This window comes from Oxynema mangrovii CENA135 (assembly GCF_016632315.1).
GTDB lineage: Bacteria > Cyanobacteriota > Cyanobacteriia > Cyanobacteriales > Laspinemataceae > Oxynema > Oxynema aestuarii.
In genome coordinates, this window is sequence record NZ_JAEOXH010000001.1 from 3,551,970 (window position 1) to 3,566,639 (window position 14,670).

The 14,670-nt window shown below is 51.5% G+C and carries 10 protein-coding genes; 4 read left to right on the forward strand and 6 right to left on the reverse strand.

Features of this window, described 5'->3' with window-relative positions; translation table 11 throughout:
• Positions 1-181: 181 nt before the first annotated feature.
• The 5 genes from JJD41_RS13865 to JJD41_RS13885 form a co-directional block, all read right to left on the reverse strand.
• Complete coding sequence (locus tag JJD41_RS13865) at positions 182-1,009, reverse strand: LemA family protein (protein WP_200666847.1); 828 nt, start codon at positions 1,007-1,009, stop codon at positions 182-184.
• A gap of 317 nt (positions 1,010-1,326) precedes the next feature.
• Positions 1,327-3,018 carry a TPM domain-containing protein gene (locus JJD41_RS13870; protein WP_370583813.1) on the reverse strand — a complete coding sequence of 564 codons (1,692 nt, stop codon included), beginning with the start codon at positions 3,016-3,018 and terminating at the stop codon, positions 1,327-1,329.
• 240 nt (positions 3,019-3,258) lie between these two features.
• The gene (locus tag JJD41_RS13875; protein WP_200666857.1) at positions 3,259-5,904 is read right to left on the reverse strand and encodes a TPM domain-containing protein; all 2,646 of its coding nucleotides are present in this window, start codon (positions 5,902-5,904) and stop codon (positions 3,259-3,261) included.
• A gap of 742 nt (positions 5,905-6,646) precedes the next feature.
• A complete protein-coding gene (locus JJD41_RS13880; RefSeq protein WP_200666859.1) occupies positions 6,647-7,114 on the reverse strand; it encodes an NUDIX hydrolase in 468 nt (155 codons plus the stop codon).
• Positions 7,115-7,127: 13 nt separating this feature from the next.
• Positions 7,128-7,535, reverse strand: coding sequence for a hypothetical protein (locus tag JJD41_RS13885; RefSeq protein ID WP_200666861.1), 408 nt, complete (start codon positions 7,533-7,535; stop codon positions 7,128-7,130).
• Positions 7,536-8,017: 482 nt separating this feature from the next.
• Here JJD41_RS13885 and JJD41_RS13890 point away from each other — a divergent pair, with 482 nt between their 5' ends.
• The 4 genes from JJD41_RS13890 to JJD41_RS13905 all read left to right on the forward strand — a co-directional run bounded on the left by JJD41_RS13890 (position 8,018) and on the right by JJD41_RS13905 (position 11,896).
• Complete coding sequence (locus tag JJD41_RS13890) at positions 8,018-8,221, forward strand: hypothetical protein (protein ID WP_168567807.1); 204 nt, start codon at positions 8,018-8,020, stop codon at positions 8,219-8,221.
• A 323-nt stretch (positions 8,222-8,544) separates the two neighbouring features.
• On the forward strand, positions 8,545-9,030 hold the full coding sequence (locus tag JJD41_RS13895) for a photosystem I reaction center protein subunit XI (protein ID WP_168567806.1): 486 nt from the start codon (positions 8,545-8,547) through the stop codon (positions 9,028-9,030).
• Positions 9,031-9,197: 167 nt separating this feature from the next.
• The gene (locus tag JJD41_RS13900; protein WP_168567805.1) at positions 9,198-9,314 is read left to right on the forward strand and encodes a photosystem I reaction center subunit VIII; all 117 of its coding nucleotides are present in this window, start codon (positions 9,198-9,200) and stop codon (positions 9,312-9,314) included.
• 1,022 nt (positions 9,315-10,336) lie between these two features.
• Positions 10,337-11,896 (forward strand): hypothetical protein, encoded by a 1,560-nt coding sequence (locus tag JJD41_RS13905; RefSeq protein ID WP_200666863.1) that lies wholly within the window; start codon positions 10,337-10,339, stop codon positions 11,894-11,896.
• 367 nt (positions 11,897-12,263) lie between these two features.
• On the opposite strand, the gene psaB is transcribed toward JJD41_RS13905, so the two are convergent.
• Positions 12,264-14,492: a photosystem I core protein PsaB gene (psaB, locus tag JJD41_RS13910; protein ID WP_200666872.1), complete on the reverse strand. Its 2,229-nt coding sequence runs from the start codon at positions 14,490-14,492 to the stop codon at positions 12,264-12,266.
• Between the last annotated feature and the right edge of the window lie 178 nt (positions 14,493-14,670).

Sequence of the window (14,670 nt, forward strand, 5' to 3'; positions counted from 1 at the left end):
GCACCGGGGAGATAGTCGGCAAAAAAACAGGCTTTTCCACTAAAATAACGGCGTATTTCGAGGAACGAGTGCATCGAACCGCTACAGACCACACTCTTTTTCCTTCAGCCACGATTCTCCAAGGGAGACGCTCCGCGATCGCGCTGCAAGTTTCCGAGACCTTCCGCATTCCATTGAGGGATTAGGGCGACTCTTCAGCATCGAAGCGAACGTCGGGAACGGCGGAATTGTCCGCCTCAAAAAAGGGTTTTTTCTCAAATCCCAGCCATTGATTTAACCAGTGATTCGGAAACGTAGATAAACGCTGGTTGTATTGCTGTACCGCCAAATTGTAACGGCGGCGTTCCGTCGCGATGCGGTTTTCCGTTCCCGCCAATTCATATTGTAAATTTGAGAATAACTCAGAAGATTGTAATTGGGGGTGAGCCCTGACGTAGACTTGAAACTGGGCGATCGCGCGATCCACTCGTTCCGTCGCCACTTGTTTTTCCTCCGGAGTAACCGCGTTGACATAGGCTTGGCGCGACTCTAATAACAAGGCGATTAACTCTCGTTCTTGTTTGGCATAGGCTTGAGTAATCTCAACCAAATTGGGAATTAAATCCGCTCGTCGCTGTAACTGGTTTTCGACTTGGGCCCATTGAGCCGCCACGTGATTTTCCGAAGTGGCGATCGTATTGTACGTCCAGCCGACCCAAACCGAACCCGCCAACAGCGTTCCCGCCGCGATCGCCAGGGATTGCTTGACGACATTTTCTCGTTCCTGTTGGGCTAATTTTTCGCGGATTTTGCGTTCTTGGAGTTCTTGCATCGCTTGCGCCACAAACTCGGGAGGAATTTGCGCTTCCGACCCGGCCTCAATCAGTTGAGAAAGCGAATAACTGTTGAGTTGTTCCGTATAGAGCCGGGAGGCTAATGCTAAAACTTCATCGGCCATCTCCTCCGGAATTTGACCGTCATTTTTGAGCTTAAATTGAGGAAAATTGGGGGGAGTTTCCGAACTAGACATAGCTATTCCCGTTCTTGTTTTTCATGGCAACAATTTTCAGACTCGGGATGCAGTAAGAGGGGGGAGTGGAGAATCACTATCCTAAATCAGTTACAAGCGGAAGGTAAGCGAATGTTAACCCAATTTTCAATGGGTTTAAGTCCGATGTCAGTGGGGGAATTCGCTGCTTCCACAGGAATGAGAGATGCAATTCATGGATTGAGACCGTAAGATTTACCGGGAATCCTCGTTATCCATAAATTTTACAACTCAGATAGGATCGATATCTTCAGATTACCCAATTCACAGCCAATTGTTTATTCGCCAAAGGAATAAGATTACCAATCCCCTCCCGCACCGCCGCCACCACTACTGCCACCGCCGAAATCACTGCCACCAGAACTACCACCTCCCCAACTGCTAGAACTGCCGCCATAACTGCTTCCGTAACTGCTACCCCACTGAGTAGAAGAAGAACTAGTTCTTCCAATTGAAGTAGATTTTCGAGGAACAACTTCTTTCATCTTTTGATGGTAATTACAGTTATGACATTCGATCGTTTTTTCAGAGGATCCTTCTTTAGATAGGGTAGCCTGTTTGAGTACCTTGTATTTAGTCGAGAGGGTTAATTCTTTGCAGTTCGGACAAGTATGTTGAGCGTTGATAATATTGGAAATGAGATAAAATCCGCGTCCGCTTAAATGGGGTCGGCATTGCGGACAATACCAAGCACGATATTCTGCATTTCCAAGGCTTTTCGAGAGTTTCTGAATTGAAGTTAGGGATTGAACTAACTCAGTTTCCGAGAATTCCTTGAGTTCCGTGCCGCATTTTTCGCAACCAACAGGTCGTTCGATATAATAGCTCGTTCGATCGCCTTCCTCCACCTTTTTGAAGGTATAGTAAACCAAGCCAAAAGCGATCGCTGCGCCTAGGAAGGGAGGCGTTCCCAACAAGACATCTAGGGAAAGGGGAGACAAAATATCTAAGACATTCCATCCCAGGACTAAAATAGCGATCGATATAATCGCCACGCCGATTAAAAAATTGACGAACAGAGTAGCAAAGTCTCGGGAGAGTTGGAAATGCAGAAAATAAATCACTGCAAAAGTAAAAAATGCTCCGAGAATCAAGGAAGTAACGATTAAAGTATTGACCGATTGAAAGATCGGAGAATATAAAAAGCTAGACAAAAATAAATAAATTCCAACTAGATTCAACAAGGCCAATCCGGTCGCTGTTAAACCTTTTTCTAATGGAGTTGCTTTAAAATATCCTTCGAGTTTTTGATGAAGCAACTTAGCCGGAGATTCGTAGGAAAAGCGAAACCTCGGCCAAGAATGAACGGTGAGACCTTCAGGAGAGACCAATAAAGGCCGTTTTGTACGCTGAAGAAGCGGCAAATATCCCCATAAGGTGATGGCAATTGATAGGAAAAGAAAGATAAATACTACGCCGGGAACCGATCGCGGCGATCGCGCAAATTCTTCCCCAATCAAGATGGAAATTAAGGCTTGAGTTCCGGCGAGAATACCGCCTTCAAAATCTTCTTGTTTAAATCGCGGGATAATTTGAGTTTCAACAATGCGACCGACTTTAGCATCGGGAAGAATGCCTTCGAGTCCGTACCCCGTTTCAATTTCAACCCGGCGATCGTTTTTAGAGACTAAAAAGAGGATGCCATTATCTTGTCCGCGTTTACCAATTCCCCATTGGTTAAATAATGCGGTGGTAAATTGTTTGGGAGTCGGATAAGGTTTCGTGGTTAAAACAGTCACCACAGCGATCTCGCTGCCATTTTGCCGTTCTAGGTCGTCAATCATTTGATTCAATTGCGATTCGGCAGTTGGGGAGAGCATTTCAGCCGTATCGCTAACCCAAGTCCCGTTCAGTTGTCGGGGATTGGGAACGTCTTGAATACTGAGGGCGTGACTGGGAACAGACCAGAAACAGAACAGTAAAATCACGGCGGTAAAAACCACGATCTTAGAGACAATTCGACCGACAGAACCGGATAAATCACACTTCACGATCGCCCTCCTTTGTTACCATAAAGGATTATTCCCTATCGAACGAGAAACTGTCGGATCGGTTCCCGTAAAATCGGGAAAACATACACGAATGCCGATCCACCCCAAGGCGATCGCCTTCAAAAGCGGCGGTTTTTAGGCTGGAGAAGGGGTCAATTGCCGAAAAAATGGCAATTTTTCCATTTGGATTCAAGAGAAGGGCGATCGCCCCGTATTGAAGGGATTTCGATGCTGTTCTTGTTATACTCCCTCGGGGCGGCGATCGGCCCGTAAGAGAGCGGAATCGCTCAACGTGGGTGGTGTAGAGACCACGATCGCCCCTTCAATTTCCCAATGATAGGCGCAATAATTGCAGGTATAAGTCGATCGCCGTCGTCCGTTGTGGCTGGGGGTGGGACGGTCGAGAAGTTTGATATCGGTCACGACGGTAAAACCACCGCATTTCGGGCAAGATCGGAAGCGTTGCGCGTCGGTGACGTAGCCACGAATGTGAAGGTTTGCCGTTCCCGGCGGACCGTGCGGCGTGGGACATTCCCAGCCGATAAATTCCATGCTACCGAGGTTTTGGGCCGTGCGTTCCCGGTCTCCGAGTAAAGGAGAGAGAACCTGCGGATCGACCGGATGCATGGGATAGTGGCAAGATTGGCAGTGAACCGGACGATTTAACTCACTTTTGGAGGCACGCGATCGCCCGTGAGGGGGGAGAGACACCGCATCCTCGGGCAAAGACAGAGGAGAAACGGTCACCTCAAAAGTTTCCCGATCCTGGCAGCCGTGGCAGGATCGGATAATCCGTTCGATGCCGATCGCGTTCCAACTCGGTTCTCTGAGTGTTTCTACTTCAATTGTGGCGGTCAATTCCTGACAGTGAGGACAGTAATCGAAGCCCCCCGACGGCACAATTTCGGTGCGAAGGTAAATCGCTTCCTCGGGGAATTGCGATCGACATTTGGGACAAATCCACCCTTCAAAAATCGTACTACCGAGACGGGACGCTAACTGTTGCGAAGGCGTCAACCGTCGTTGCAGTTGTTTTTCGGTGAGGGGTTTGAGAGCACTTTTACAGCGAAGGCAGTGCAGAATCGGATCGGGACAACCATAACCGTCTTCGAGAGTCGTACTGTCGAGGTCCCACACTTTTAAAGTCCGATCGCCCGATCCGGAAACTGCCCGTCCCCAGGGTAACAGGGCGATCGCATTGACCCGATCCTCGCCGTCGGTCACGGTCCGTAACAGTTGTCCCGTTTCCCAGTTCCAAATTTTCAGCGTGCCGTCCCAGGAGGCAGAAATAAAGCGCTTTCCGGGTAAACTGAGGATGGCGGAAATTTTACCTTGATGGCCGTAGAGGGTATGCAACGATCGCCCGTTGTACAAATCCCAGACTTTCAAGGTCGTATCGTCGGAGGCGGAGACCGCTTTCGTGTCGCCGACCACCGCCACATCGGTAACAAACTGCCCGTGACCGACGAGATCGAACAACAATTCCCCTTTTTGCAAGTCCCAAACTTTGACGGTTTTATCGTCGGACGTCGAAATGGCGCGCCACCCATCGGGAGTGACCGCGACCCGATTGATAAAATCGCGATGTCCTTCGAGGGCGTATAAATGAACGCCACTGTCCCAATCCCACAGGTGTAACTTGCGATCGTAAGAGGCGCAAATCAGCCGTCGGCGGGGTAAAAGGGCAAAATCGGCGATCGCGCCGCCGTGACCGTCGAGGCGGCGTAATTCGACCCCCGTTTCTAAATCCCAGACCTTGAGGGTTTTATCCCACGACGCAGAAATAGCCCGATCTCGGGAAACCGCTTTGACGGCGACAACGCGATCGCCATGACCGCCGAGGCTGTGGTGCAACTTGCCCGTTTCCAAGTCCCAGACCTTGAGCGTACCGTCTTCGGCGCCGGAAATGGCAAATTTGCCATCCGAGGTGACCGCGATCGCGCTGACGGCTTCTGAGTGGCCGCTCAGGGTATAAATTTCGACCCCCGTACCCACATCCCAAACCCGCACCGTGCGATCGCTGGAGGCGGAGAGGGCGCGCCGCCCGTCGGGAGTGGTGGCGATCGCGGCGATCGGGCCGCCGTGACCGATTCCCGTCGTCAGGGGTTCGGCGAGGTCGCCAACAGTTTTGAGGCGGACGTAGCCCGTCGGCGGGACGAACACCTTGCGGCGATCGAGATAGGCGCGATAGAGTAACCAGCCGATCCCGTGGAGGATCGCGGTAAACACCATCGCCACGATCCACGGTTTCCAGGTGATATAGGGCGGTTTGAGCTCCTCGTCGAGGGCGTAGAGGCGATCGGCAATGCTGCGGGTTCCCGCGACGATCGCCCCTTCCCAATCCTCCGTTTCCAAAAAAGGGGCCATCGCCCCGGCTAAAATCCGCTCGTTGTCGATCTCGACCCCGATCCTTTGTAAACTGGGCGTCGTCTCGATCGCGATTTGTTCCAGATTCCGGGAGACGACCAACAACACTTGGGCGTCCCCCTCGGGTCGATCCATTCCCCAAACCTCTGCCAGTCGGTCCGCAAACGTTTGGGCGTCCCGGTAAGGGGAGAGATCGGCGACGGTCACCACAGTAATTTTGCTGCCGTTGTAGCGCTGCAATTGGGCCAGGAGTTCGTTAAGTTCGGTTTCGACTTCCGTCGAGAGCAAATCGGCCCGGTCGGCGACCCTACCCTCGGATGCAGGGGCAATCTCGCCGATGGAGGGGTCCGCGACGGCCATCGTCCTAGGGAGTCCCCGTGCGATCGCGCTCGACCCCGGGGCGATCGCCGTCCACGACAACATCGAAGCCCACACCAGTTGTTGAAAACGTAAGGTGAATTGTTGGCGCCAACTCTTGAGTGCGCGATCGCCGCACGCTTCGCTTAATTTTGCCTTCACGATTGCCGTTTCCTCATCGGAATCCTCGAATGTCAGACGCGATGCCCGACCGGACTAAACCGTCACAGATCTGCGAGATTTCTGTTGTCCTTAACGTCTAGTCGTCAACCCCGATTACCCTTGTTTCCATCAATCCATCGAGGGAAAAGCGATCGCCCGACCGTCACTTCCCGCGAACGAGGTAGCCACCCCCAACCCATTGACCGATTGCCTTGGCTCGGCTTTTTGTCTTTCTTATTATACTTCTCGGCTTCGACGCCTTCTTCCTGTTTACCCCGCTTTTGCTTCGATCTAACCCCTTAAAATCTTTAAATCCGGGAGATCGCTCTTGAGAAGTCTTCTTTCTCGATCGATCGATTAAATTTCCTCCTATCCAGCTTTTTTTTACAAAAAAAATGATTTTATTTTTATTTTTTATAGAGAATGCCACCTCGGATGTTTCTCCGATTTAGATTTGCTGCTTTTCGGCTTTTCAGTCGATCGCGGCTTCCACTCCTCCTGAAAGAGGCGATCGCCGTTATTTTTTCCGTAAAAATACACGTAAAACGATCGACGATCCCGATCGTTGACTCCCCGACGATCGCCCCCGATTCCCACGGACTGTCCCCTGTGTATTTTTCTACTAGAAACTGTCGGCTCCCTTCGCCGCTTTCCTCTCGGGATCGATTGTTGTTTACCCCTTCGATCCCTCGTCAACCGGACGACGGGGGAAAGCACAATGGCAAAGTTGCGGCGATCGATCTCAGGGATGGCGATCGATAAACGCCAGTAAGATTTGCTGATGGGGCATTCCCAACGGTCGAATTTCTCCCGCTTTTTCCGAATAGCGATCGCCCTGTCGGATCTGCGGCGCACTCCACAACCCCATATCCCATCCTTCCAGGAGTTGGAGTCGGTCGAGGGGGACGTCGAGTTCCCCGTGGTACACGTGACGCACCACCGTCGGGGCTTCAAAGGCGCCGAATTTAACTAATTTCGCCGGACTGTAGCCGATTTCTTCGACCAATTCCCGGGCGATCGCCTCTTCCGGGCTTTCTCCGGCTTCAAGATGTCCGCCAAACAGTCCCCAATATCCGGGATAAACGATGCCGGGGATGTTGTCGCGCAATTGCAGCAAATAGCAATCGCCCGCTTGTAAAATGGCGATCGCCACTTCCCGGCGCCTTGGGTCGGTCGGGAAAGGGGACGCAGGGTTTTGAGGTGAGTTCATCGCAATCGAGCCGTTAGTTGGACGCTGGCGCCGGACTGCGTTGGAGCAATTTTTGCTGTTCGATATAGACTTCGCCGAAATCTCGTCCGGCGATCGGTATACTTTGATACTTCACTTGACCTTTAATTAGAACTTCCTCGGCCCGTTCCGGTAGCGTTTGTTTGCCGACTACCCAAATACTTCCGGTTCCGTCTTGGAGTTGATAGGCCCCCGTTTCTAAAAAGGGCGCGCGATCGCCTACCGTTCCTCGAACGTATACGGTGGAATAGTTCTGCCAATTCCTTTTAAGATCGCCAATCTCCGTATGATTGAATCCGGATTCGGCCAAATAGCTACAACCCACGACGCTACCGACCATTGCAGCTAAAATCGTGAATCTTAATCTCTGATGTTTTCCCAGGGCGATCGCTGTATCGAACATAAATAAATCTTCGTCAAATTTTAAGTTTTTAGGGTTAACGTCACAAAGATGGCTACATCCGGAAAGAGGGAGAGAAAAAATCCAGTAGTTCCCTGGCGGACGGCTCGGGTCGAGCCTTTCCCATTTAGTGTAATCCTATTTTAGAAGGTCGAGTCGAGGGTCTCCAGGGACGAGAATATACGTTGGCAACGGGGATCTGTACTCGAATATAGACAGGCGATCGCGCGATCGCCCTTCCGTACACTTTGTATTCTTCTCTTCCCGTCTCGACGCGATGCCCCCGATGGAGATTCCTCGGCGATCCCATCGAATTCATTCAAGATTGCTGATTGAACACTATTCTCTGCCCCTCGCCGATCGAGTCCCCCCCAACAGAAGTGTTAAAATCTTCCCTAAGTTGGGGCGATCGCGGCGATTCTCCTCCGGAAACACGACCCGATCGCCCTGCCTTGGGTCTCAAGTAGCTAGTGCGAGGAAAACCCGTGGAAAATCAAATCGACTGTGCCGTAGCTTGTGTTAACGGTTGCGTGTTAGGGGATCGATGTCCCAATCGGAAATATGCCGAAGCTGCGTCCAAGTTGATCGAAGAAACTTCCTTAGATAAGATGCTCGAAATCGCCGAAGAAGCGGTCAGAAAAAAACGGATGCAGCCGCCTCAGTGGGTCATCCCGGATTTTCCCGAATAAGCTCCCGTCCCGGCGCCATTACACCCCCTGCTACCCCCGGGTTATGAAAACCAGCCGCTTAGAAATTCACATAACTTAACTCAAAAGTCCCCGACGATCGCCCCCCACGACCCCCACCCAGGAGGGGCGATCGTTGTCAACTGCTGATTTTTAAAGGATAATTCTCGATCCCGGCTCCTAGCCAAATCGCGGGGGAGCCACTCGCCAATTTGATGAAGTTTTCTAAAGCGGATCGACAATTTTGAGACTAGATCGCCCCTCCTTGCTTAGAATATGAGCTTAAGTTCTTCTACAGATTTTTTAGCAAGAGAGGATCGATAATTATGGCCGATTCTAAAGATCTGGAGATGGTCAAACCCTACAACGGCGATCCCTTTGTAGGACACCTCTCCACTCCCATTAGCGATTCTGCCTTTACCAGAGCCTTCATCGGCAACCTACCCGCCTACCGCAAAGGGCTCTCCCCCTTACTGCGCGGCTTAGAAATTGGGATGGCTCACGGTTACTTCCTGATCGGACCGTGGATTAAGTTCGGCCCTCTGCGCGACTACCAACCCGCCGCCAACCTCGGTGGTTTGGTCTCCGCACTCGCCTTAGTGCTGATTGCCACTGCCTGCATGTCTGCCTATGGAATTGTCTCCTTCCAAGGAGATAGCTCCGGTGAAAGCGATCCCCTGAAAACCTCCGAAGGCTGGAGCGAACTCGCTGCCGGATTCTTTGTCGGTGGGATGGGTGGTGCATTCGTCGCCTACTTCCTGCTCGAAAACTTCGAGGGCGTCGATGCTATTTTCCGAGGATTGGTCAACTAATCGACCCGATCTGCCTTAACAAAAGGCTGGCGGCGATCCTCAATTGCCAGTCAGTCCGCATTCTTGGATCCTGATAGCACTCGCACTTTCAGATCCGTTTGGCTTAACAAGTTTAAAGAGGATTTTCCTCTTGCCAACCTCATTATTCGAAATAGGAGACATTTGATATGGACGGTGCATACGCAGCCTCTTACCTGCCCTGGATTTTGATTCCCGTTGTTTGCTGGCTGATGCCGCCAGTGATCATGGGCTTGTTGTTCATCCACATTGAAAGCGAACAGTAATCGAGTTTTTTTGACTCGGATCGGCGATCGCCATCCAGGGCGATCGTCCCCACCACAAGCATAAGAAACTCCCCCTTTGTCCAGCTCTTTGAGTCTGACGTTGCAAACGGGGAGTTTTTTAAACAATAATGAGTTCGGAAAGTGACAAGATCGGCGCAAGCCAGACAGGGCAACTATTTGAGATAACAGGAAAGTCCTAAAAAAGAGCGTGGCTATCAAGGCCACTCAGCAACAAAAATACTGAAAACATTGTACTAAAAATTAAGCCGAATTCATCTGAGCCAAACTCAAGCAGTGACCTCAGAATTGTTAGTCTTGATAGTTCTTGTACGATCGGCTTACCATCAATCAAAAGAATCGATAACTGGGTTAAATTGACGCATAGATTGGAAGTCTTACCATCCATAAAACACTCAAAATAGACTTGGTATTGACTAACAACTCTCCACAACCTAGAGCCAGTCCATCAAATCGATCGAAGGTATTGGGAGATTCAAATGATTTTTCTAGACTCCAAAAGTGGACGATCTAATGTAGATGTATCTCACTTGAGCCGCTCCTCCTTTTCCCGGTTTGGGAGAAAGGATATTTTTAACGATGATTAGTGCTGATGCGATCGATGAATCTATTGATTAGTTTGCCACTGTCTGCGCTAAATAATTTCAATCCAAGCACTTAAAATTCGATCTGGTAGTTTCGGATACAAAGCCTAAAGCCTCATTATTTTCTACACTATAGTCTTTTTTAGATTTTAGACGATCCAGTTCTGCTTGGAGTCAACACCTAGAGCTTCGATCCGATTGGAGGTTGGAACTGATAGCTTATAAGCCTCATAAATCGCTAAATTTTCATCAAAGACTAGAGGCTCTATCCTTTATTGGGCAAGTTATGTAACTATCTTGCCCACCCTCTGAAGAATGTGCCATAATAATTGAGCCACAGGGTTTTATTGACTAGAGTATTAACCGTGAAAAACTTTCCTCCTCACTGCAACGGCTAATCTTTATTGAAAAATAAAAAACATGGAATCGACACAACCTTGGAATTTACTGGAAGAAGCCTTTGAAATCGTTAACATTCAAAGTGTCTTCCAGGATGCAACCCAGCCCGTGTTAACCTACAAAAGCGCCGACGATCCTGACATTCCCGGTAACAATGAAATCCCCTCAGAACTGTGGCCGGATTATGAAACTTCACCTCCCTATATTAAGAATACAACTCGTAATCTACAGTTTAACGAGTCGCAATTCCTAGCTTCACCGGGAGAACCGTTGGGAAGCACCGCATATATCACTACCCCCGATGGATATAGTTGGGCTTTCATGTCCGAAGCCATCAACACCATGTGGCCTTACAATCAGGCGGATTATGAAGGAATAGCCGCCCAAAGTTCCTTCCATGCAGGCAGTTTTGTGCCGACACCCCTGCCCGGAGTCGTCACAGTTACCGCCAACTTCAAAGGGCAAAATATGAAGTTTTGGGCAAATGAAGATGGTGTCGCCCCGGGCAGTCCTGATGCTGTCCCCCTCGATCGCTATTTTGTCACCGATCGATGGGGGAATGAATATATCATGCACGCTTCGGGGGAATTAGAACAGAACCAAGTTGCTCAGGCGTTTGATGCAGCTATCCTGCCGGATGGATGGACGAAACAAGTGCGGCAACTCTCTGAAGATTTAATCCTGAATCCAGCCGAAGGAGCGGACGGAACATTTCATTATGTTGTCATCCGCGACAGTGCCGACAACAGCTACCACCAAATTAAATGGTCGGATACTGGCTCACTCTCGGCACAAACCGAAAATATGCCGATTTGGGGCGGTCAAGGGAATAACGTTTTAGCTGGAGATGCGGGAGGAATTTGGAACGATACGATCCATGGTGCGGGTGGGAACGATGTCTTAATTCCGGGATTGGGTAATGACACGATCTGGGGTGATGCGGGTACTGACACCGCGATCCTGCCCGGTCGCAGTACGGATTATATCTGGATTGATTCTGCCGATGATTCTACTTATCTTGCCATTGCGGGATTGGGATATTTGAAAGAAATTCATCACGCTGAATTGCTTCAGTTTGAAGATGCAACGATTGGAGTTGCAGATTTTATCACCAACAACCAGCGCCCCACGGGAAATGCTTCGGCAACTGAGTCGGGACTTCCCGTTGCCTTTCGGTTGTTCGATGCTGCCACCGGGAGCCATGTTTTTACCGCCTCCTTCCCTGAAGTCAAGACCTTCATGGCTCAGGGTTGGACTCTTGAATCGGTTCCCTTTACGGTGAATCCCGAAGATAGTTCTGCCCAGAAGGTTTATCGCTTGGATAGCCCAGGTGAGGAAGATTTTTTACTAACGACGTCCGAATTGGAACGCGATCGCGCGATGGAACTCGGATATGTCGATCGCGGAGTTGCTTTTACAGCCTACGCGCAACCCTCTTCACTCGGTTCGCAGCCAGTCTATCGATTTTTCTCTCCTTCGGCTATGGATCGCGTTTATACTACGTCCGATCTGGAGCAGGAACACCTGTTGTCGTTGGGTTATCAATTCGAGGACATCGCTTTCTATGTTGCTTCCACCTAATCCCGTCTGTGCTGGGTAGTTTGGCGATCGCCCGATACCGTTTTTCTAAACTCTCATGATTGTTGAATAAGTGAGGTGAATTGCCTGTAAGTCCAACAAGTCGGTTAATACAGGTCAGACTCCAGGCCAAAGTTTTTCTAAACCCCCATAGTGGAAACAACTTGGGGGTGCTGCTGGGCAAAAGTTCCCAGGACACGGCGAGAATGCCGCCTGTCGCAAGGGCTAACGCCTTGTAATAAGACACCTCCACCTCGCGTCAGCAGGTGGGAGAGCATTCATAAACGGTATCAGGTGAACTCTAAAATCAAAAAACCCCCCACCCAAACGGGCAGGGGGTTTTCAACAATTCAGTTAAAACCCGAAGGGTTTAACCGAACTTCCCGGAGGTCGAAGCAATCAAGAACGCCGCGTAAGTAAGGACGTAACCCACAGTGAAGTGAGCCAGACCCACCAAGCGCCCTTGAACGATGCTCATCGCCACGGGTTTGTCTTTCCAGCGCACCAAGTTCGCCAACGGCGTCCGTTCGTGCGCCCAGACCAAGGTTTCGATCAGTTCTTGCCAGTAACCGCGCCAGCTAATCAGGAACATGAAGCCCGTCGCCCAGACTAAGTGTCCGAACAGGAACATCCACGCCCATACCGACAGGTTATTGACTCCAAACGGGTTGTAACCGTTGATCAACTGCGACGAGTTCAGCCACAGATAATCGCGGAACCAGCCCATCAAATAGGTCGAAGACTGGTTGAATTGCGCCACGTTGCCTTGCCAGATGCACAGGTGTTTCCAGTGCCAGTAGAAGGTCAACCAGCCCAGGGTGTTGAGCATCCAGAACATCGCCAGATAGAACGCATCCCAGGCGCTGATGTCGCAGGTGCCTCCCCGTCCGGGGCCGTCGCAAGGGAAGCTGTAGCCGAAGTCTTTTTTATCCGGCATCAGCTTGGACCCTCGGGCGTCGAGGGCGCCTTTGACCAAGATCAGGGTCGTGGTGTGCAGACCCAAGGCGATCGCGTGGTGTACCAGGAAGTCTCCCGGTCCGATGGTCAGGAACAGCGAGTTGCTGTTGGAGTTGATCGCTTCCAACCAGCCCGGTAACCAGACGTTGCCGTAGTTCGGCCAGGCGGTGGTGGCGATGCTGTCGGGGTTCGACAGCAGGGCGTCGAAGCCGTAGAGGGCTTTCCCGTGAGCCGCTTGAATCCACTGGGCAAACACGGGCTCGATCAGGATTTGTTTTTCCGGGGTGCCGAAGGCGACCACGACGTCGTTGTGGACGTACAAGCCGAGGGTGTGGAACCCGAGGAACAGGGATACCCAGCTCAGGTGCGAGATAATCGCTTCTTTGTGTTCTAAAACCCGGTACAAGACGTTGTTCTTGTTGGCTTCCGGGTCGTAGTCGCGCACGAGGAAGATTGCCCCGTGGGCAAAGGCTCCCACCATCAAGAATCCGGCGATGTACTGGTGATGGGTGTACAGGGCGGCTTGGGTGGTGAAGTCTTTGGCGATGAAGGCGTAGCTGGGCAGGGAGTACATGTGTTGCGCCACCAGGGAGGTGACCACCCCGAGACAGGCGAGGTGCCATCCGAGTTGGAAGTGCAACGAGTTGTTGTACGTGTCGTACATCCCTTTATGTCCGGCGCCGAGCAGTCCGCCGAAGGGGGTGCCTTCTGGGGGATTGTGGGCGTCCACGATCTCTTTCATGCTGTGACCGATGCCGAAGTTCGTCCGGTACATGTGTCCGGCGATGATGAACAAGACGGCGATCGCCAGATGGTGATGGGCGATGTCGGTCAGCCACAGGGCTTCGGTTTGGGGATGGAAGCCCCCGAGGAAGGTCAGGATCGCACTTCCGGCGCCTTGGCTGGTGCCGAACACGTGCTCGGCGGTGTCCGGGTTTTGGGCGTACACGCCCCAGTTTCCGGTGAAGAAGGGGGCCAATCCGGCGGGGTGCGGTTTGACGGAGAGGAAGTTATCCCACCCGACGTGTTGCCCGCGCGCTTCGGGGATGGCGACGTGGATCAGGTGTCCGGCCCAGGCGAGGGAGGAGACGCCGAATAGTCCCGCCAGGTGGTGGTTCAGCCGCGATTCGGCGTTTTTGAACCACGACAGGGAGGGGCGATATTTCGGCTGTAGGTGCAACCACCCGGCGAACAGCATGACGGCGGCGAGGACCATCAGGAAGATGGCACCTTGGTACAGGTCGCCGTTGCTTCTCATGCCGATCGTGTACCACCAGTGGTAAACGCCGGAGTAGGCGATGTCTACTGGGTTGCTCGCTCCCGCTTGGGTGAAGGCGTCTACGGCGGGCTGCCCGAATTGCGGATCCCAGATCGCGTGGGCGATCGGTCGCACGTTGAGCGGGTCTTTGACCCACTGCTCGAAGTTTCCTTGCCAGGCGACGTGGAAGAGGTTGCCACTGGTCCACAGGAAGATGATTGCCAGGTGGCCGAAGTGACTGGCGAAAATCTTTTGGTAAAGATTTTCTTCGGTCATGCCATCGTGGCTTTCAAAGTCGTGGGCGGTGGCGATTCCGTACCAAAGCCGACGGGTTGTCGGATCGGCTGCGAGGTCCTGGCTAAATTTTGGAAATTTAGTTGCCATAAGTCCTCTTAAATTTTTTTACTCCGCTCCTTTGGCCTGTAATTGAGACAGTCAGGAAGAGTGCTGGGAGGATGTATCCAAGCCCTAGAAAAGTTGGGTTTAGGGAGTGGCCGATCGCGCGAGAAGGCTGTTGTTGCCCACTGGAGGCGAGCTCGAGGCATCCCGGGCGATCGCATCC

Excerpts from the sequence above, each read along its gene's own strand:
- JJD41_RS13905 (WP_200666863.1), top strand. The coding sequence starts at position 10,337 with ATGGAATCGACACAACCTTGGAATTTACTGGAAGAAGCCTTTGAAATC.
- JJD41_RS13885 (WP_200666861.1), bottom strand. The coding sequence starts at position 7,535 with ATGTTCGATACAGCGATCGCCCTGGGAAAACATCAGAGATTAAGATTC.
- JJD41_RS13865 (WP_200666847.1), bottom strand. The coding sequence starts at position 1,009 with ATGTCTAGTTCGGAAACTCCCCCCAATTTTCCTCAATTTAAGCTCAAA.
- JJD41_RS13895 (WP_168567806.1), top strand. The coding sequence starts at position 8,545 with ATGGCCGATTCTAAAGATCTGGAGATGGTCAAACCCTACAACGGCGAT.
- JJD41_RS13900 (WP_168567805.1), top strand. The coding sequence starts at position 9,198 with ATGGACGGTGCATACGCAGCCTCTTACCTGCCCTGGATTTTGATTCCC.
- JJD41_RS13880 (WP_200666859.1), bottom strand. The coding sequence starts at position 7,114 with ATGAACTCACCTCAAAACCCTGCGTCCCCTTTCCCGACCGACCCAAGG.
- psaB (WP_200666872.1), bottom strand. The coding sequence starts at position 14,492 with ATGGCAACTAAATTTCCAAAATTTAGCCAGGACCTCGCAGCCGATCCG.